This is a genomic window from Pseudoalteromonas sp. SWYJZ19, from assembly GCF_015864375.1.
Lineage (GTDB): Bacteria > Pseudomonadota > Gammaproteobacteria > Enterobacterales > Alteromonadaceae > Pseudoalteromonas > Pseudoalteromonas arctica.
On sequence record NZ_JADYXI010000017.1, the window covers coordinates 39,086 to 58,445 of the forward strand.

The 19,360-nt window shown below is 39.2% G+C and carries 13 protein-coding genes; 8 read left to right on the plus strand and 5 right to left on the minus strand.

Features of this window, described 5'->3' with window-relative positions; translation table 11 throughout:
• Nucleotides 1–18 precede the first annotated feature (18 nt).
• Nucleotides 19–1,179, minus strand: coding sequence for a tetratricopeptide repeat protein (locus I6F45_RS15765; RefSeq protein ID WP_197161090.1), 1,161 nt, complete (start codon nucleotides 1,177–1,179; stop codon nucleotides 19–21).
• A 316-nt stretch (nucleotides 1,180–1,495) separates the two neighbouring features.
• Here I6F45_RS15765 and I6F45_RS15770 point away from each other — a divergent pair, with 316 nt between their 5' ends.
• Complete coding sequence (locus tag I6F45_RS15770) at nucleotides 1,496–2,215, plus strand: DUF6445 family protein (protein ID WP_007580474.1); 720 nt, start codon at nucleotides 1,496–1,498, stop codon at nucleotides 2,213–2,215.
• 483 nt (nucleotides 2,216–2,698) lie between these two features.
• Here I6F45_RS15770 and I6F45_RS15775 read toward each other — a convergent pair whose 3' ends face one another.
• On the minus strand, nucleotides 2,699–3,835 hold the full coding sequence (locus I6F45_RS15775; protein ID WP_197161092.1) for a PepSY-associated TM helix domain-containing protein: 1,137 nt from the start codon (nucleotides 3,833–3,835) through the stop codon (nucleotides 2,699–2,701).
• 290 nt (nucleotides 3,836–4,125) lie between these two features.
• On the opposite strand from I6F45_RS15775, the gene I6F45_RS15780 reads away from it, so the two are divergent.
• Both I6F45_RS15780 and I6F45_RS15785 read left to right on the plus strand, forming a co-directional pair.
• A complete protein-coding gene (locus I6F45_RS15780) occupies nucleotides 4,126–4,740 on the plus strand; it encodes a PQ-loop repeat-containing protein (RefSeq protein WP_033012533.1) in 615 nt (204 codons plus the stop codon).
• Between the two features lie 72 nt (nucleotides 4,741–4,812).
• Nucleotides 4,813–5,601, plus strand: coding sequence for a PhzF family phenazine biosynthesis protein (locus I6F45_RS15785; protein ID WP_165740522.1), 789 nt, complete (start codon nucleotides 4,813–4,815; stop codon nucleotides 5,599–5,601).
• 69 nt (nucleotides 5,602–5,670) lie between these two features.
• Here the strand turns inward: I6F45_RS15785 and I6F45_RS15790 are convergent, their stop codons facing one another.
• A complete protein-coding gene (locus I6F45_RS15790; RefSeq protein ID WP_165740521.1) occupies nucleotides 5,671–8,178 on the minus strand; it encodes a zinc-dependent metalloprotease in 2,508 nt (835 codons plus the stop codon).
• Between the two features lie 287 nt (nucleotides 8,179–8,465).
• On the opposite strand from I6F45_RS15790, the gene I6F45_RS15795 reads away from it, so the two are divergent.
• Both I6F45_RS15795 and I6F45_RS15800 read left to right on the plus strand, forming a co-directional pair.
• A complete protein-coding gene (locus tag I6F45_RS15795) occupies nucleotides 8,466–9,644 on the plus strand; it encodes an efflux RND transporter periplasmic adaptor subunit (RefSeq protein ID WP_007580481.1) in 1,179 nt (392 codons plus the stop codon).
• 12 nt (nucleotides 9,645–9,656) lie between these two features.
• Nucleotides 9,657–12,779 carry an efflux RND transporter permease subunit gene (locus I6F45_RS15800; RefSeq protein ID WP_197161094.1) on the plus strand — a complete coding sequence of 1,041 codons (3,123 nt, stop codon included), beginning with the start codon at nucleotides 9,657–9,659 and terminating at the stop codon, nucleotides 12,777–12,779.
• An 89-nt stretch (nucleotides 12,780–12,868) separates the two neighbouring features.
• Here the strand turns inward: I6F45_RS15800 and I6F45_RS15805 are convergent, their stop codons facing one another.
• Nucleotides 12,869–13,321: a c-type cytochrome gene (locus I6F45_RS15805; RefSeq protein ID WP_197119554.1), complete on the minus strand. Its 453-nt coding sequence runs from the start codon at nucleotides 13,319–13,321 to the stop codon at nucleotides 12,869–12,871.
• Nucleotides 13,322–13,548: 227 nt separating this feature from the next.
• On the opposite strand from I6F45_RS15805, the gene I6F45_RS15810 reads away from it, so the two are divergent.
• Both I6F45_RS15810 and I6F45_RS15815 read left to right on the plus strand, forming a co-directional pair.
• Nucleotides 13,549–15,888: a S8 family serine peptidase gene (locus I6F45_RS15810; RefSeq protein ID WP_165729346.1), complete on the plus strand. Its 2,340-nt coding sequence runs from the start codon at nucleotides 13,549–13,551 to the stop codon at nucleotides 15,886–15,888.
• An 11-nt stretch (nucleotides 15,889–15,899) separates the two neighbouring features.
• Nucleotides 15,900–16,433, plus strand: coding sequence for a S8 family serine peptidase (locus tag I6F45_RS15815; RefSeq protein ID WP_165729345.1), 534 nt, complete (start codon nucleotides 15,900–15,902; stop codon nucleotides 16,431–16,433).
• Between the two features lie 74 nt (nucleotides 16,434–16,507).
• Here the strand turns inward: I6F45_RS15815 and I6F45_RS15820 are convergent, their stop codons facing one another.
• A complete protein-coding gene (locus I6F45_RS15820; protein WP_165729344.1) occupies nucleotides 16,508–16,978 on the minus strand; it encodes a DUF2721 domain-containing protein in 471 nt (156 codons plus the stop codon).
• Nucleotides 16,979–17,169: 191 nt separating this feature from the next.
• Here I6F45_RS15820 and I6F45_RS15825 point away from each other — a divergent pair, with 191 nt between their 5' ends.
• Entirely contained in the window at nucleotides 17,170–19,344 is a 2,175-nt protein-coding gene (locus tag I6F45_RS15825; RefSeq protein ID WP_165729343.1) for a S9 family peptidase, read from the plus strand.
• The last annotated feature ends 16 nt before the right edge of the window (nucleotides 19,345–19,360 follow it).

Consider the following 19,360-nt stretch of genomic DNA (forward strand, 5'->3'; position numbering starts at 1 on the left):
AACCACGGTTTGGCTAAGTTATTTGTCCATTTGTAACGACAGTAACTTAGCTTGATATACATCGAGTTTTTGATTATCACGTTCTAGTTCAATTGCTTTCTCAAGTAAGGTTTGTGTTTGTTTAATATTACCTTGTTGATAGCGAACTTTTGCGAGTTCCAAGTATAACTCAGCAATGTAAGGCGCTTTAGTAATAGCTTGCTCAAGGTGTGCTTTAGCCTGATGAGCGTGGCCAGCTTGTAAGTCGTTTTTAGCGATTACTAGTAATTCATATGGGTCTTTTTCTTTATTAACTAATTGTGAGGTGAGCTCCTTAACAAGCTCTTTGTCGCCTAATTTTTTAGCTAAAAGCTGATAGTTGCTGATTAAATTAATGCTTATTTCATTATTACTAAGTGCTGTTTGATAGATGTTTTTAGCGCTTTGTAAATCACCAGCCCGACGATGCAAAATGCCCGCTATATTAAATAATTCAGGATCATTGGGAGTGTATTTGTTTGCTTGTAGAATAAGTGAGTAAGCAATATCCAGCTGTTTGTCTGCTAGCGCTGTTGCAGCTAAATTACTGTAAAACTTAGAAACTAAATCGTTATAGTCTGCGCTGCTTGAATAAAAACTGCGACGAGTAGGGAAGTAATCAATTAAGGTGCCCGCTCTGAAAAACTCAATTATATTATCATCTTTTTTCTCTACTTTTGGAGCATATACTTTTGTTCTAAAGTGATTAGCGACATAAACAACATTATTTTCTTTTGCGTATATGGGCTTACTTGTAACTTCTTGAAAGCTTGTTTCTAACCCAAGAGCTTGTGCGTAGCTTTGCGTTAAAATGGCTAAACTAATGCAATTACCTTGCGAACGCTTTAGGGTTTGAGCTGAACTAAGTGTATCGCCATGGTATTTAAAGTTAGCTATCTGGCTTTCGAGGTAGTTGTAAATTATGCGGTCATCACGGATTTGGGATAGCTTTTGGTTTTCGGCGTAAGCTAAAAATATTTCTTTTTCAGCATCCGGTAACTCAAAAATACTGTGCTCGGAAGGTGTGTCGAGTTTATTAAACAAAGAATGGTTTAATAGTTGTTCAAGCCCTACTTGTTGTTCTACTTGCTGAACCTTGGTTGTGTTACATCCAACTAAAAATAAAAAGGTAATACTAATAACTATTTTGATAAATATCATAACCCACTCCTTTGTTAATTTTTACATTACAATGTGGTGGGTTTTTAATCAATGTTATAGATTTTTTTTCTAAAAATTTTATAAATGGACTAATGCTAAATTTACGATGTATAAAATTTTGGCTTAAATACTAATGTGACCATAGTTTTATAATGAAACACTAATAAACTATGCCCTCAGCCCTAATACAGAGCTGTAGGCAAAATAACGGTAGTAGCTTTGGGTATGCGCTAAGTAGAGTTTTATTATTCACTTTAAATGACTGTTAAGTAAATGTTATATTCTGAGCTGTTTTAATAAAATAAGTATTTTGACAATGTCATTTAAGCATCAGAAAGTTCCCAAGAGCGTTGTACTTCCAAGCGTCCCCTCCGACGCACCTGGTTTAAGGTATGAAAAGCCAGAACTAGGTAGTAACTATTGGGTTGTTGATGAGTTTTTTAAACATGAAGAAGCAATGGCTATTCGTTCTTCATGTTTAAAAAAAGAGGTTTGGAAGTACGGTAAGCCGTATACCAAAGAACTTTGGCCTGGAATGCGCACTCCTAATGCTCTAAATAGTAAACAGCTTAAAAAAATAGAAAAATATGTTAAGTCAGTTATCAAAAAAAATAAATTATGGGTTGCTGATTCCAATAAGGTTGTAGTTGATACCAATACTGCAATTTTAGTGGGGGCTGAAGAAGGGGCTTCTAGGCCTCATGTAGATAATCGTTATTTATGTAGATACGCTGCTGTTTTGTATTTAAATCCTGATCCAATTACCTCTGCCGGTACCTCTTTTTATCGTTTAAAGTATGCAAATGAAGCGGCAGGAGGAAATATTGTCGATCCTCCTTATGCTAACCTTGTTGATGCACTTAATGTAAGTAGCCTTCCATATAGCGCATGGTATAAAGACATAGATATTGAGAATCGCTTTAATCGTTTAATTATATTTAAAGGTAGTATTGTTCACAGTGCATCTGAGTATTTTGGAGATGATTTAAATACTAAAAGGCTGGCGATAACATTTTTTTGGATGTGCGAAGATTAATTAATAATTCTTTTTAGGCAGAAAAATCTTGTCGATAGTAAGGCAAAAATTTCGTTATTTAGTTGTTCTAAATGAGACGTTTTTAATGCAACTAGCGTTAGGTTTACTCCCTCAAAATGACTAAGTATTATTGCGCACTCTCTTCTATAAATAATATGTAGAGTGCTGTTTTTATAATTTATAAATAGCTTATTATTAAATGAATCATAAGCTATTATTTTTAAACGCTAGGGCATGTTGAACTTTGTGGATTGAAATTTGTTCAATCTAGGGGCGATTAAATCGCGGCGCGAGGTTTGTAACCTAGTGGGCTAAGTAAAAACCGAGCAACAAAGAGTCAATCGTCCCTAGAAAGAACCCTTAGGGCAGCGCATGTTTGGTATTTATGCTGCGTTATCGCCTATTCATGGGGAATAACCACACTACATAGGCTCCGCCTTGCCTAAAAACCAAACATACTGCTGCAAATTCACCCACCAAAGATCAACACGCCCTAGTGACTTGGCGTTTATTTAAACGGTTTTTTTGTGATTGTTTTTTACGTTTTCGGCGAGTAAACCATAAGTAAAAACCAGTACCTGCTAGCCACACTGGGCTTAAACCAATTACGCACCACAGTATTTTACTTATTAGCCCTGCAAAGTAGCCAAAATGAAGCTTTCTAAAGCTATCAATTACCTGCCAGCCAACGCCTACTTCGCGAATATCCCAGTTAGCTATGTGCTCGCCTGTTAGCTTGTTATAGCTAACCGTATTGGCATACTCACTAGCAAGTGGGTTGGCGGTATCGACTTCGCCGAATAAAGTAATATTTTCGTCAGGTTCGAGTGGCATAACTAAAAACGTGCCGTTAAAAGTGGGTATTTGCTTTTTACTGTCATCAAGTATGCGTTGAAACGAAATATCGCTACTGTGTAGGTTTTTGGTTAGTACAAAGTGCTCTTCATCTGCGTGTTCAATAACTTCGTGATACCACACCGCCCAGTTAAAGTAGCCACCTGTGATAGCTAAAATAATAATGATGGGAGATCCTATAACCCCCGTCATTTTATGAATGTCGCTAAGTACAATTTGCAGTGTTGCACGCCAGCGCACACTAAATAGACGCTGCCAAAATTTACGATAAATAATAAGCCCAGTAATACCTAATACCAATAAAAACAGAGCAAAAAAGAAGCCTAGTACAGTGCCTGTTTGCCCTGGCAGGTTTTTAAAGTCGTTCAGTAAAAAAGTGTAATGTAGTTCTAAAAACCAATCGGTAAAATAATGGCTGGTACCAACAGGTTCAGACAAAATGTCACCCGTATACTGGTTTAAATGAAACTTATACCATTGCTCTGTGCCGCGTTTGACTAAGTAAACCCGATCAGCTGTATCATCGTTAAATATTTCCCAACTACCTACTACATATTCAGGGTAAGCATGCTCTGTTTTGGCAATTAACGTGTCGATTGGCATGCGCTCTGGCAGTGCATTTACAACAAAGTGGCTGCTTGGCATAAGTAAGCCATCTATTTCACTTTTAAAAACTAATACGCTCCCTGTAATACTAATAACAATCAATGGAATGATAGCTATTAGAGCGATCCAACTGTGAATTTTAAAAAGAGTTTTTCTCATAGGTAGTTTTATATACAGCAGTTAATGACTTGCGCATGATAACAACTATCATTTTTATTTAATAGTTTGACGGTGAGGCTTTCTATTAAACCGGTAAACCGTGAACTTAATTCTACGGTTTTTGTATACCTAGCTTGCCAGTACCTAAAACAAGAATTTCTTATTTAGTTGAGTTAAATTTACGCGGCTCTACAATGCCGCGCTCATAGTAAAAGCCTTTTAAAACAAATGTTTATTAAATGTTTTTATTTCTGCTTTTAATTAACATTTATGTAACGAGCGAGGTTGCTTTGGCGCATTATTTGCCTATATTGTCTTCATTTATTTTGGTTTTTAGTTTTTTACCATTACTAAACAAAATTCGAAAAAATCGTAGTGTCTCAGGTTTATCACTATTGATGATGACGTTTGGGTTAGCACAAAGCCTTTATTTTATAACCTACAATATTTATTTTGAGCGTTTTTATATTGCGTTACCATTTATTGTAACCGGTGCGTTAAGCGGACTTATTTTGTATTTTTTTGCACGTTATAACGCAGCTAAACGAGAACGGGTACAGTTGTTTACTATGCTAGGTTTTTCGTTACTGCCTTTTTCACTACTTTTGAATTCAAGCCTTGATACTGCAACGGTATTAAGCGCTTTAACGTATGTTGGCCTTGTGATGAGTTCGGTACGTGTTATGCCGCAAACTTATAAAACATTGCGTACGGGTAATGTAAGTAATTTAAGCGCGCGCTACTTTAGCTTGCAGTTTATTGCTGGTATTTGCGGCTTAGTTGTTGAGCTTACAACAGCGGCTCCAAGCACGGCGCACTTACTTATGTTTATTATGCTGTTGCTTACCAATGCTGTGCAATTTGGTTGTATGCAATATTATAGAATGCGGCCTGTAATGGCTTAAAGCCAAAATAAAAGTGCTAATTTAGTTTAGGTATGGCAGTTTTAAGCTATTAATCATTACAAAGTTTAAACAATGCAATTAGCTATTCATCAAATTGATGCGTTTACGAATGAGTTATTCAAAGGTAACTATGCGGCAGTGATCCCACTAAAATCGTGGTTAAGTGACGATTTAATGCTAAAGATTGGCGCTGAGAATAACGTATCTGAAACTGCTTTTACCTGCCTGCAAGACGATGGCAGTTTTGTTATTCGTTGGTTTTCGCCGTTAATGGAAATCGATTTTTGTGGTCACGCCACACTTGCGGCTGCCTATGTTTTATGTGAAGAGCATAACATATCGCAAATTCGCTTTATTGCTGATGCGGTGGGCGAGCTAATCGTTAATAAAAACGCTGATGGTAGCTTTGCAATGACCTTTCCAAAACAAGCACCGGTTGAAGTGCAAAATGTGCCTCAGCAACTGCTTGACGGCCTGTCTATACAACCGAGTAAAGTGCTTAAAAATCGCCAAGCCTACTTTGTTATTTATGAAAACGCCGATCAAATACTTGAATTAAAAACTAGCTCAGAGCTTTTAAAAACGCTTTATCCACTTGATGTAGTGGCCACTGCTGCAAGTGCTGAATATGATTTTATATCTCGTTATTTTTGGCCTGCAAGCGGTGGTGACGAAGATTATGTAACAGGCTCTATTCATACTGGCTTGGCACCTTACTGGGCGCAGCAATTGGGTAAAACTACGTTAAGCGCTTATCAGGCTTCAAGCAGAGGCGGGTATTTACTATGTGAAGTGGGTGATACAACCGTCACCTTAACGGGGCATGCTGTAAGGTATTTAAAAGGCACTATTTATATTTGATCTGTGAATTAAGTGATAAAAAAGGCCACGTTAAACGTGGCCTTGGTTTACTCAATTAGTAGAGATATTTTACGCTTCTAGTGCCTTTGCAATTAAGCGATCAATATATTTTTTATGCGCTTTAGTTGCTGTATCTGCACCCCAAGCAATACTGGTATCGGCTATTTGAGTTAGCTGATATAACGCAGCTGTTTTAGCTAAGTTATCGTACTTACTTGCTTTGCCAAGACCTGCAATTGCGATTAGCTGGTTAACATACTCAATTTGTAAGTTGTGACTAATAGAGTTTGCGTCTTTGCTTTTCACAAAAATATTAGCGGTTAAATCTTGCATAAACTGAGTTAGGCTATATTCATTACCGTACAAAGCAGTATCAGAAATACGCAGTAATACCGCTGGGTGTAATAGCTGTGCAAGTACAGACTTTTGCATCCCTAAAATCATTTGGTGTGCTTTAGGGTCTTCATTTTTACCAAAGTGATTAAAGCCACGACGTTGCAGTTGCAAGTAGCTATATAGAGGTTGCATGTTTTGTAGTACGTCTGGTGCAAATACAAACTTTGCGAGTATATCCATCGCTTGTGTTTGACGCTCAAGCGATACCGGTGTAAATGGTTTATCTGCGTTTGCATCACCCACTACAGCACGCTCAACGTACACACCACCAATTTGGCGAGAAACAACACCCGCTTGAGCTCTGTACTGACCAAATAAGCTATTAGCAGAGGTAACAAGCTGTTGGTAAGACTCACCTTTAACTGTTGCTTTATCTTTTAGCTCAGTAAATAATTTATTAATTAACGCCATACGATCTGCGCCATAGGCCGCAGGATTTGACGACAAATCACCAATCATTACACGTGGATCGATATGGCGACCTGGTGCGCGCATATCGTCTGCATCGTTACCAAAGGCAAGGGCATGTTCACTTGAACGAGCAAGTATTTTTTCAAGTCTAGCTTGCTCAGCAGCTTCATCTGCAAGTGCTACGCTGTAGCCATAGTTAATTGCCCAATCATCGTAAGGACCTGGTTTTGTTTGAAAAATATCACCTTGCTGCATACCAATTGGGGCAATGTTAGCCGGTGCATAATCCATAACAGAACCGGTTACTATGCCTTGGGTTTTGTTTTTGTCGTGTACTTCTTTTTCATCCCACAAAATAGATGATTTCATATTGTGGTTAAGACCTAAAGTATGGCCAACTTCGTGAAGTACCAATTGCGTTAGACCTTGGCGAAGCATTTCTTTATCTTCAATTTTGTCGCCGCTAGCAAGACCTTTGGCAAGCATTAGATTTTGTTGAATCTCATGCCCTAGTGAGCAATTTAGCTCACCGGTATTTGTTGTTTCACCGTGGCTCATTGTTCCTTGAGTGAAAAGTGTGTCATAAATCCAGCGGTTTTTCATAAATACAAACTCAAGCATAATGTCTGAGCCCAGTATTTCGCCTGTTAATGGGTTAGCAAGTGCTGGTCCGTATCCGCCAAATGGAGGCTTAGGTGACGAAGTCCAACGCAGTACGTTGTAATTAATATCGCCCGCATCCCAGTCTGCATCATCTGGTTGTACTTTTACCTCTAAGGCATTTTTAAAACCGGCTTTTTCAAAAGAAGTATTCCACGTTAAAACAGCGTCACGAATAGTATCGCGCCATTGGATAGGTGTGGTGTTTTCTATCCACCAAGTAATTGGTTTTACTGGCTCTGAAAGTGCTGCACTAGGGTCTTTCTTTTGTAGATCCCAACGTTTTATAACATCTTCATAAGGTGCCCAATCGGTAGATGTCATTTGATCAAATTGATTTGTAAAATAACCAATGCGCGCATCATCCATACGTGGTGCGTAGTTATTGCTAGGTAAAGCAACAAACGAGTGCTGAACTTTTACCGATACGCTACGTGGGTCGCTTACTGCATTTGAGCCACGTACCGTTGGGCTTGGGTTAGTAAATACGTAATCAACAACCACGTCTAGATTATTAGGGTATGGGCGCTGTTTAATAATGCGTGATTTTTTATCGTCTAATTTGCCTACTTTAAAGCGCTTTTTGGCGTTTTTATCAGCTGGATTTGGCGTAGGTGATACTTTATGAAGTGCTTCGCTTAAAAATAACTTATTTACGTTGAATGCTATTTTACCGTCTTCTTCTTTTTCTATTTTAATGCTCGCAAGTACCGCTTCACTAATATTGGCATCACTCGCTTTTGAAATTGCACTGTTTTCGTCAAATTTGTAGCGAGGTGTTTTGCTAATGATATCGATACGATCAAAGTATTTTCTAAATTCAATTAACTTAGTTTCACGGTACGAACCACGATAATGGCCTGCATCTGTAACGCCATCGACAGTGTGCGCAAAATATACAAACGGCGTATTAAGTTGGGACTCGTTAATCACCATAAGGTGCTTACCGGTTTTTTCGTCTTGATAAAGGCTAAATATACCGGCAAATTCGGTTTGTCCTTTGATCATTTCGCTAAGTGTTTTTGGCTCTTTTTCGTCTTTTTTATCGGCTGCAAATGCATGGCTGCCAAACGCTAAGCTAAGCGCAAGGGTGATGGTCGTTAATTTCATTTTGAGACTTTTAATATTTGTTAATTTAATTGGACTGTACGTAAATTAATTTAATTTCGCACATCTTCGCGACGAAATTTAAGTGTACAACGCTAATTAACTGATATTAATAAACAAAAGTTTGTAACAAAATATAACAAATGAGGTGAGCTGCATGCAAAGTTATTTTTATAGCCCTAAATAGCAGTGGTTTATATGTATTTGCAACAGTTGCTTACAAATGTCACCTTAATGTTTCATATGGCTCTGGTATTATGACGTTAATAGAATTTTGGGGATAATAGGATATGCAAACAAATTCACTTAGATGGGTTTTTCCATTTGTAGCGCTAATTGTTGGTGTTGTTGGCTTTATGGGAATAAATGCCATTGCACAAGAGCCAGAAAAAAAAGAAGTAATTGATACTCGTCCAACAGTGCAAGTTGAGCCAGTGGCTGCAAACGATCATCAAGTTATTATTAATAGCTACGGTGAAGTAAAGCCTCTTGAAAGTACACAGCTTTCGGCGCAGGTGTCGGGTGAAGTGTTAAGTTGGCATCCTAATTTTGTAGCCGGCGGCATCGTTGCTCGCGGTGAAACGTTATTTACTATCGAAAAAGACAACTACGAAGCAGCAGTACTTGTTGCAGAGGCAGAAATTGCTCGTGCACAAGCAGGCTTAATTGAAGAGCAGGCCCAAGCTCAAGTAGCCGCAGATGAAGCAAAGCGTTTTCCAAGTAAAGCGCGTACCGACTTATTTTTACGTAAGCCTCAAGTGTTAAGTGCGCAGGCATCTGTAAAGTCGGCGCAAGCTGCATTAAAACGTGCACAACGTGACTTAGATAATTGTGAAGTAACAGCCCCTTACGATGCATTGGTTATTAGCCGAAATGTAGGTGTTGGTCAATTTGTCACTATGGGTTCGCAAGTTGCTGAGCTCAATAATATTGAAACTGCTGAAGTGATTATTCCTATAGCAGGGTTCGATAGCGTTTTTTTACCAGAGCGTATTAAAGGTATTACCGCAACGATTATTCAAAAAGGTCTAAACAGCTTCACCCGAGAAGGTGTAATTGACCGCGACCTAGGGATTGTTGATAACGCTACGCGTATGAGCAGTCTAGTAGTGCGAATTGAAGACCCATACGGTCTTAAGAATATACAGCCAGCCATTAAGTTTGGCAGCTACGTACAGGTGAATTTTGCAGGTGCAATGCTTAATAATATTTACCGTTTACCGCAAGCTTTGGTTAACAATCAGACTGTGTGGGTAGTAAACGAAAATCAAGAACTAGAGCCTCGCAAAGTAACGGTTATTCGAGAAGAGGGTGAGTATTTTTATATTAGCAGTGGTTTAAATGCCGATGACAAACTCGTTATTACTTTACCTGAATACCCGCAAAAAGGAATGCAGGTTAAAATTGCAGGTGTAGCTGCAAAACCTGAAAGCTCAGAAACGAGCACTTCAAACACGCAACAGCTGTAGGGTGTAATAGTTATGAGCGAGTCAATACAACAAAAACAAACAGGGCTAATTGCCTACTTTGCTAATAATTCAGTAGCCGCTAATTTAATGATGTTTTTTATCATTATTATGGGGGCTATAAGTTACTTTACGATTCAGCGTCAAATGTTTCCTAATGTAGAGATTAACTACATTAATATTGAGGCTAATTACCCAGGTGCCTCTCCTCAGGAAATAGAAGAAAGTATTCTTATAAAAGTTGAAGAGTCACTTAAAGATATAACCGAAATTAAAAAAGGCGTGTATCGCGCATTTAGAAATGGCGGTACAGCCAGCCTAGAAATAAACACCGATGCAAAACTTACCGATGTGCTTGATAAAGTAAAGTTGCGTGTTGATGGTATTGCGACCTTTCCGGCTGGTATGGAACCGGTCACCATAAGTCAGGTTGAGTTTAGGCAAGACGTAATAGGTATGACGCTCGTTGCTGACTTACCACTTACAGAGCTTAAGCCTATAGCAAACCAAATAGAGGATGAGTTACTACAGTTATCTAACGTGTCGTTAGTGGTAAACGATGTTCCTCTTGATGAAATAGCAATTGAAATAGAGCCCGATACGCTGCGCCAATATAATCTAACCCTTAGTGATGTGATGAATGCAGTACGCCGTTACTCAGCTAACTTTTCGGCGGGGCAGCTAAAAACAGACGCAGGTGTTATTTCTGTTCGCGTCGAGAATCAGTTTTACTCAGGTGAAGAGTTTAGGCAAATTCCGGTAAAAATTGGCGAGTATGGCGCTAAAGTTTTACTGCAAGATATTGCAGTTATTAAAGATCAATTTACCGAAGGTGAGCGCTACTTTAAGTTTAATGGCGAAAACGCGGTGTATTTATCGGTAAAAGCAACGCAAGAGCAAAACATGATTCCCGTTGCGGATTCGGTTAAAGCGTTTATTGATCAAAAAAATAAGCAGCTACCGCCAGGTATTCGATTAGAGCCATTAATGGATATGACCTACTACCTAAATGCTCGCCTTGATATGATGAAAGCTAACCTGTTTCAAGGTGCTATTTTGGTGGCAATTATGTTGTCGTTATTCTTGCGTTTTAAACTAGCGCTTTGGGTAATGATTGGCTTACCTGTTTGTTTTTTAGGGGCCATGATGATGATGCCACTATTTGGCATTAGCATTAATATTATTTCGTTATTCGCTTTTATAATGGTGCTCGGCATAGTGGTGGATGATGCCATAGTGATAGGGGAAGCCGCCTATACCGAAGTTGAAAAAAGCGGTGGTGGCGTTGAAAACGTGGTGCGCGGAGCAAACCGCGTTGCAACACCTGCAACCTTTGGTGTGTTAACAACGATTGCTGTATTTGCACCATTCACAATGTCGAGCGGGCCAGAAAGTGCCTTCTTTTATGGTATAGCCGTTGTAGTAATGCTGTGTTTAGCATTTAGTTTGATTGAATCAAAGCTGATACTGCCAGCTCACATTGCTCATACGCACTTTTCGCCGATTAAAAAAGGTGGTTGGCGCGATCGCTTCAATACACGCTTTTTTGGTTTCGTAAATGGCCCATATAAACGTTTTATTGCTAAGTGTGTTGATTGGCGCTGGACTGTTTTGTTTGCTTTTATTGCAATGTTTATAATTAGTATTGCACTTATTACGTCTAATAAAGTACGTACAGTTCCAACTCCTAAAGTGCCGCACGACTTTCCACAAATTCAAGTAGAAATGAACGACAACGTTTCTGACTTACAAACCATTGCTGCTATTCGTGAAATAGAAGCTATGGTACTTAGAGTCGATGAAGAGACTGAACGTGAATTTGGTCAAAAAATTATTCGTGATGTATTGGTATTTAATCAAGGCAGAACCGAGTCGCAGTTACTAGCTCCATTAGTTGACGAAGATTCACGTCCATACAATGCATTTGAGCTTTCTCGCCGGTGGCGTGAGGCTATGCCGACTATTGCTGGTATTAAGTCGTTAACTATTCAAGACGATGTTGGTGGCGGCGGTGGTAATGGCGGCGGCGAGTTTGGCTATTTACTGTATGGCTCAGACATAGATACTTTAAATCAAGCGGGTCGTCGTTTTATTCAATTACTTCAACAGCAAAAAGGGTTGTTTGATATTAGCTCAACCATAGATCCTGCGAGCAAAGAAGTGCAAATGAGCCTTAAACCCGTTGCTTACGATTTAGGCTTAGATTTAGCCGGCATTGCAAATCAAGTGGGTGCTAGTTTTTATGGTGGCGAAGCACAGCGTGTAATCCGAAACGGCGAAGAAGTACGCGTAATGGTACGTTACCCTAAGCTGACTCGTGAGGCATTTTCATCGCTTAAACACACCGTTGTTACTACTCCACAAGGGCGAGAAGTACTTCTTGGTGATGTAGTAGAGCTAACAGAAACGCCAGGTATTAGCTATATACGCCGCGAAGGTGGTTACCGTACCGTGTATGTTTATGGCAATATTGATGAAGAGCAAATTGAGCCAGGCGAAGTGGTTAAGCAAGTGAAAGAAAATCTACTGCCACAGCTAATAGAAGAATTCCCAAGTGTTAAATCAGAGCTTGGTGGCGCAATAGAAGAGCAGCAAGCTCAAGCTAATGAGCAAATAATGTTTTTTATTGGCGGAATGATTTTAGTATACATACTGCTAGCTGTGCCGCTTAAAAGCTATTCACAACCGCTTATTGTAATGTCGGTTATTCCGTTTAGTTTAACCGGGGCTATTTGGGGTCATTACTGGTTTGATTTAGATATGAGCTTAATGTCGGGATTTGGCTTAATTGCCGCAGCAGGTGTTGTTATAAATGATTCACTTGTAATGACCGATTACGTTAACCAAGTTCGCCGCGAAGGTGTTAGCGTTAAAAATGCAGTAATAGAAGCCGGTTGTGCCCGCTTTAGAGCAATATTATTAACGTCTATAACAACCTTTGCTGGTGTATTACCTATTATGTTTGAAACAAGCCTGCAGGCTAAGTTTGTAATACCTATGGCAGTAGCACTTGGCTTTGCTGTTATGTTTGCAACGTTAATAACGCTTATATTAGTGCCGTGTTTATATATTATTCTAGGTGATATTGGTGCGTTATTTAAGCGCCCTTTTAAAAGCCGAGCTGCTAAAGTCTCGTAAATATAAAGCATCAAAAAAGCACTGACCGTTATTAACGCTCAGTGCTTTTTATTATCTATTTATTGTTGTTAAACTGGCTACAACAATAATTAATCTTTAAATTGCTTATGGCAATCTTTACAGCCTTTAGCCCATGCGCCAAAAGCTTTACCAATTACGGCTTTATCGCCCGATTGAGCAGCTAACGCTAGCTTATCTGCATTTGCTGCAAAAGCATTCGCTTTTTCAACAAAGGTTGCATTTTCGGCCCAAACAGCAGCAAGTGCAGCTGTGTCGCCTTTATCTGTCCCTTCGTAAAACGCTTCCCATGGCATTTTTGAAAGTGTAGCAGCGTTGTTAGCACGCATTTTAAATTGCTCTGCATCAAAAGGTACTTTACCTTTTAGCATTGCGCCCATGTCACCAATTTGTACTGAGATCATTGAAAACGCTGCTTGGCGGTATTCAATCGCGTCACTTGGTTCTTTAAATGCAGAATTTGCCGATACGCTAAGTGCACATGTAGCTAATGCTATACCTGCTAATACTTTTTTCAATTTCATGTTTGCCCCTTTTAAAGTAATTGTTAATCCTGTTCTATATTAGCTTCTTTGAATGTTCAAGTTAATATATGTGCTTAATAATTGTTTCTTTAACTAAGCATACAACGATTACCCTATCGTTACATCTATTGTCTTTATTGTTAATGACTGTAAACACCTCGTTGTTATTTTGATTCCTGTTGTGTAACTTCCCCCCCCATCATAAAAATAACTAACAAAGAGAGTTTATGAAAAATAATATTTTTAAAATGTCAGCATTGTCTGCTGCAATAGTAGTTTCACTTTCTGGTTGTGGAAGTAGTGATGACGATAATAAAAGCAGCGTACCATTAGTTACTGACGTAGCGCCTAAAGCGAGTGATGTTGTTGTTGCAGATTTAAAACAATGGATCCCTGTTACTGCAGAATTTAAAGCCAGCGATAACGATGGTGATGCACTTACATTTAGCTTCACTGAAAATGGTGAAGCAGTGGTTGCAGAAGATGGCGTATTCACATTTAGTCACGGCACTCTAACTGTAGAGGGAACATCATTTACTTATGTTCCAATGTCGGATGATGATGCAGTTATTGATTACACTGTAAACGCAAATGGTAAAGCGGCTTCTGCGCAAATAAACATTTCAGGAGTTGTTGGTGACCCATTAGCAAATCAACAATGGCACCTAAATAATACAGGCCAAAAAGCATACTCATTAAGTGATGAAATGAAGCAGGGCTTAGTTAATTTATACGTAAGCCTATTCGGTGATACCGAAGAGGAAGCGCAAGCAAGTGTTGATGCTAGTTTTGCTAATGCAGAAGCTACAGGGTTGGTTGCTGGTGAAGATATGAATGTAACAGCCGCTTATGCTCAAGGCGTTACAGGAGCTGGTGTAACTGCTGTTGTTGTTGACTCGGGTATGGAAATTCGCCACGAAGATTTAGTAGATAACGTATTACCAAATCGTTCTTTAAACCTTAACGCTGAAGCGCTAGATCGTACAGACCCTACAAGTACATCAAACAGTGGTGACCACGGAACAAGTGTTGCCGGCTTAATTGCAGCAAAAGGTTGGAATGGCAAAGGCGGCCGTGGTGTTGCACCTGATGCTGGCTTAATCGGTATGAACTACCTTGGTGGAGATAAAGTAGCACAAACTGATTTACTTGCTCATGGCTTCCCTGGTAGTGGTATTAGTACGTCTGAAAATATTTCAGCCTTTAACCGTAGTTATGGTATTACGTTCCCTGCATTCTTTGGCTATTCAGAACTAGATGAAGCAATTGAATCCTACCCTAACCTTAACCTTCGTGATGGTAAAGGTGCGCTAAACATGAAATCTAGTGGTAACTCATTCATTGATGGCGACAGAGAAGGCTCGTTTTGTGCTGATAATGGTGCAAATGACTTAGGTTTAACTTGTTACAATGGCGCTTTTGAGCCAAGCCAAGGGCATCCTTATTACTTGAGTGTTGCTGCAGTAAATGCGAACGGGAAGCATACTAGCTATTCTACAGCGGGTGCTAACGTAATGGTGTCGGCTCCAGCGGGTGAGTATGGTCGTTTTGCACCTGCAATGGTAACAACAGATCAAATGACGTGTATTAATGGTTATTCAGGTTTCAATGGTGGTTCTATTGCAGCATGGGCTGAAGCTTACGGTGAAGAGTTTGCTGCAAGTCAATATCCATTTAACTACCCAGGCCATGCAGACAATGCAAGCTGTAACTATACTTCAACGTTTAATGGCACATCATCTGCTGCGCCAAATGCATCGGGTGTGGTATCGTTAATTCTTTCGGCTAATCCAGATTTAACATGGCGTGACGTTCGCCATATCCTTGCATCAACTAGCACTTTAATTGATGCAGATAATGCTGCTGTTAAATTAACAGTTGGTGAAGGCGAATTTGTTGCACACGACGGTTGGATTGAAAACTCTGCCGGTTATAACTTCAATAACTTATATGGTTTTGGTCGTGCTGATGCTGGAGCTGCGGTTTCTATGGCGAAGGCTTACGATGTTGCTTTAGGTGAACAAGTTATTACTCAGTGGAGCGGTGTTGGTTCAGTAATTGCTGAAGACGCACTTGCACTAGAAATTCCAGATAACAATGCAACGGGTCTTACACAAGAAATTGAAGTGACTGAAGAGCTAAGCATTGAAGCAATGCAGTTTAAGTTAGATGTAAGTAATGCTGAGATGGGCTTTGGCTTAAGCGATGGTACACAAACTTCAGCCGGAACAGATTTAGCTATAGAAGTTACATCGCCAGCGGGTACACGTAGTGTATTACTGTCCTCTAAACAAGCGATGCTATACCCAGCATACGATACTTCAACTGGGTTCAGTAGTGGGTATGTTTTAAAAGATGCTGTAATGCTTTCAAATGCGTTTTATGGTGAGTCGACTAAAGGTACTTGGACGGTTCGTTTACTAGATACAAGTGCAAATAGTTATGCATTTAGTGATGCTCCGGATAATATTTTTGGTGGCGTAATCACGGGTATTACTAACAATAGCTCAGCGAGTATTTTAGAGGGTGTGTCTTTACGCGCATTCGGTCACGCAGGTCAAGAGTAAGGATTATGAAAATGAAAATAAATAAATTAATTGTATTAAGTACTGCTGCGTGTATTTCTTTAAGCGCTTCGGCAAACACAAGCTTTGATGAAAGGCTTCAATTACCAAAAAAACAAGTATCTACTATTAAGTATACTAAAGCTGACTTTGGCTCTTATAAAGTAGAGAGAAATTTACGCTTAGTTCCATCAAGTGTTGCTGCCGATGAGCATGTAGTTATGCAAAAAGGCGATATGGCTGTTGTAGATGTTTCAAGCGCATCTGATTTAGTAACTAAAGGAACTTTAGTACGTAATGTTTTAACTAATAGCTTAAGTTCTTTATCAGGTAATATTACGGTACTTTTAAGAGATGGTATTACTGCTAGCGACGTTGCTGCAGCGGCTGGATTAAAAGTGGTGTCTGTATTTCCTGGTACTAAGATTGCCGTTTTAGCAGTGAATGATGGACAAGATATTTTAGTTGCAGCAGAGCAGTTAAATGCTTCAGGTTATGCTAAAGAAGCTAGAATTGAAGTACTAGAGACGATTTATACTGCGCAATAAGTTATTTTATTAAATAAGCTTATTTAATAAAAACCCCGAGTAATATTAGTTATTCGGGGTTTTTTTATGAAAAGTTAATCATTAATTCCTATATCGGCAAATATCATCCCGCGACGCATGCTGCGGGTTGCTAAAAACACTTCACCTAATAACGAAATAAATGCACAAATAAGTAACGCCATGGCAGCTACAAAACAACAAGCAATAGTCACGCTTAAGTTAATTGATTGAATGTGTGACAAGAATAAAAACATAACCACAGCACATACAAGTAAGGCACTTAATACACTTAAACTAAAAGCAATATGTATAAAACGCGATCTTTTTAATAAAGCGCGGAGTTCTGTTGCTAGCGACTTATTAAAATCGTCATCTGTATTTACTTTTAATCTTCGCTCCAATAAGCGCGCTCTGTCGGTAATTCGTGCTAAGCGATTAGATAAAACACCTAAAGTTGCTGCTATACCTGTGATTAAAAATACGGGAGCAACGGCCGTTTGAATTACTTTTGCCATAGTTAAAATGTTAATTACTTCGCTATTCATTACTACCCTTAATCAGTTGAGCCTAAAAGTGATTTATATATCTACAGAGTACCTGATGTAGGCTTATTAAGAAAAGAGGAATTACGTTGATTTACTTTACATAGCTTCACAAACTAAATCACAACACAGGTTATTTTTAGGTATATTTAATTACTTAATAAAAAATAAAAATACAACAAGGACTTTGACTGATGAAACGTACTCCATTCGCACTCGCAGCACTATCGCTCGCTATTTTAAGTGGCTGTAATCAAGCCCCTGAAGAAACCAAAAAAAATAATACACAAGTTAAAACGGTTCAAGTAGCCCAAGCTGTTGCCCCGGTTGCTAAAAAAGTGCCACATGAAATGACTATTCATGGTGACACGCGTATAGATGATTACTATTGGCTGCGTGATGATGAACGTAAAGCACCAGAGGTAATTAACTATTTAGAAGCTGAAAATACATACACTGATGCCATGCTTGCACACACTAAAACGTTGCAAAGTGAGTTGTTTGAAGAGCTAAAAGGGCGCATTCAAAAAGACGATGATTCAGTCCCAGTTAAAAGCGGTGATTATTTTTACTCAACGCAAACACGTGGCGATAACGAGTACACCACTTATTTGCGCAGTAGCGATTTTGCAGGTACCGATCAGCAGGTGATTTTAGATGTAAATGAGCTTGCTAAAGGCCATGATTATTATGCAGTAAGTGGTTTAGATGTAAGCCCGAATGGCAATTTAATGGCTTATGGTGAAGATACTGTTAGTCGTCGTATTTATAGCGTAAAAATAAAAGATTTAACAACCGGTAAATTACTCGAAGACACACTTGAAGGCACTAACGGTGGCATTGTGTGGGCAAACGATAATAAAACGGTTTACTACATTAAAAAAGATTTACAAACCTTGTTAGGCTACCAAGTTTACCGTCACACGTTAGGTACACCGCAAGCTGATGATGAGCTAATTTACGAAGAAACTGATACCAGCTATTACATGGGTATGAGTAAGAGTAAAGACGAGTCAGAGATTTATATTTGGCACAGCAGCACGGCTGCATCAGGCGTATCGGTATTAAGTGCTGATGATGCTAAAGCAATGCCTAAGCGTTTAATTGAGCGCGAAGCAGGGCTTGAATATGATATTTCGAAGCTAGGGAATACTTACTACATTGTAACTAACTTAAATGCTGTAAATTTTCAGCTGATGAAAGTTGATATTGATAAAGCAGGCGACAAGGCTAATTGGCAAAGTGTGATCCCAGCGCGCGATGATATTAAACTCGAAGGCATTGATTTATTTAATGACTACTTAGTTTACCAAGAACGTGAAATGGGCCAATCAAAGTTGATTGCGCGTAATTTAAAAACAGGCAAAGAGTTACCACTGAGCTTTAACGATAGCGCTTATACAATTGGTACTTATGGCAATAACGATATAGATAGCAGCACGTTACGTGTTTACTACACAAGCATGACCACTCCAAGCTCATCGTACGATGTAGATTTAGCGACTGGCGATAAAACGCTTCTTAAGCAACAGGTTGTGTTAGGTGATTTTGATGCTGACAATTACGCTTCAGAGCGTATTTTTGTAACAGCACGCGATGGCATAAAAGTACCGGTAAGTTTAGTTTACCGTAAAGATACGTTTAAAAAAGATGGCACTAACCCGCTACTGCAATATGGTTATGGGTCGTATGGTGCAACCATGGATCCAACGTTCTCAAGCTCACGTTTGAGCTTGTTAGACCGTGGTTTTGTATTTGCAATTGCCCATGTACGTGGCTCGCAAATGCTAGGTCGCCCTTGGTACGAAGACGGCAAGCTACTAACTAAAAAGAATACATTTAACGACTTTGTTGACGTAACTAAAGCATTGGTTTCTCAAAAGTATGGCGCAAAAGATGAAATATTTGCGTTAGGCGGCAGTGCTGGTGGCTTATTAATGGGCGCAGTAGCAAATCAAGCGCCTGAGCTTTATAAAGGCATGGTTGCTGCGGTACCGTTTGTGGATGTAGTCACAACGATGCTTGATGCGAGCATTCCGCTTACAACAAATGAATACGGCGAATGGGGTAATCCGAACGAAAAAGCGTATTACGATTACATGCTGTCTTACTCGCCATACGACCAAGTATCTAAGCAAGCGTATCCTAATATGTTGGTAACGACTGGTTTGCACGATTCACAAGTTCAATACTTTGAACCTGCAAAATGGGTTGCTAAGCTGCGTGACTATAAAACTGATGACAATAAGTTACTGTTTAAAATAGATATGGAAGCAGGGCACGGCGGCGCATCGGGTCGCTTTAAACGTTTAGAAGATACCGCGTTAAACTATGCATTTATGCTTGATTTAGCGGGTATTAAAAAGTAATTAATTTATATATTTA

Coding starts and splice junctions, on each gene's coding strand:
- I6F45_RS15815 (WP_165729345.1), top strand. CDS start 15,900: ATGAAAATAAATAAATTAATTGTATTAAGTACTGCTGCGTGTATTTCT.
- I6F45_RS15765 (WP_197161090.1), bottom strand. CDS start 1,179: ATGATATTTATCAAAATAGTTATTAGTATTACCTTTTTATTTTTAGTT.
- I6F45_RS15800 (WP_197161094.1), top strand. CDS start 9,657: ATGAGCGAGTCAATACAACAAAAACAAACAGGGCTAATTGCCTACTTT.
- I6F45_RS15790 (WP_165740521.1), bottom strand. CDS start 8,178: ATGAAATTAACGACCATCACCCTTGCGCTTAGCTTAGCGTTTGGCAGC.
- I6F45_RS15775 (WP_197161092.1), bottom strand. CDS start 3,835: ATGAGAAAAACTCTTTTTAAAATTCACAGTTGGATCGCTCTAATAGCT.
- I6F45_RS15825 (WP_165729343.1), top strand. CDS start 17,170: ATGAAACGTACTCCATTCGCACTCGCAGCACTATCGCTCGCTATTTTA.
- I6F45_RS15785 (WP_165740522.1), top strand. CDS start 4,813: ATGCAATTAGCTATTCATCAAATTGATGCGTTTACGAATGAGTTATTC.
- I6F45_RS15805 (WP_197119554.1), bottom strand. CDS start 13,321: ATGAAATTGAAAAAAGTATTAGCAGGTATAGCATTAGCTACATGTGCA.
- I6F45_RS15795 (WP_007580481.1), top strand. CDS start 8,466: ATGCAAACAAATTCACTTAGATGGGTTTTTCCATTTGTAGCGCTAATT.
- I6F45_RS15810 (WP_165729346.1), top strand. CDS start 13,549: ATGAAAAATAATATTTTTAAAATGTCAGCATTGTCTGCTGCAATAGTA.
- I6F45_RS15820 (WP_165729344.1), bottom strand. CDS start 16,978: ATGAATAGCGAAGTAATTAACATTTTAACTATGGCAAAAGTAATTCAA.
- I6F45_RS15770 (WP_007580474.1), top strand. CDS start 1,496: ATGTCATTTAAGCATCAGAAAGTTCCCAAGAGCGTTGTACTTCCAAGC.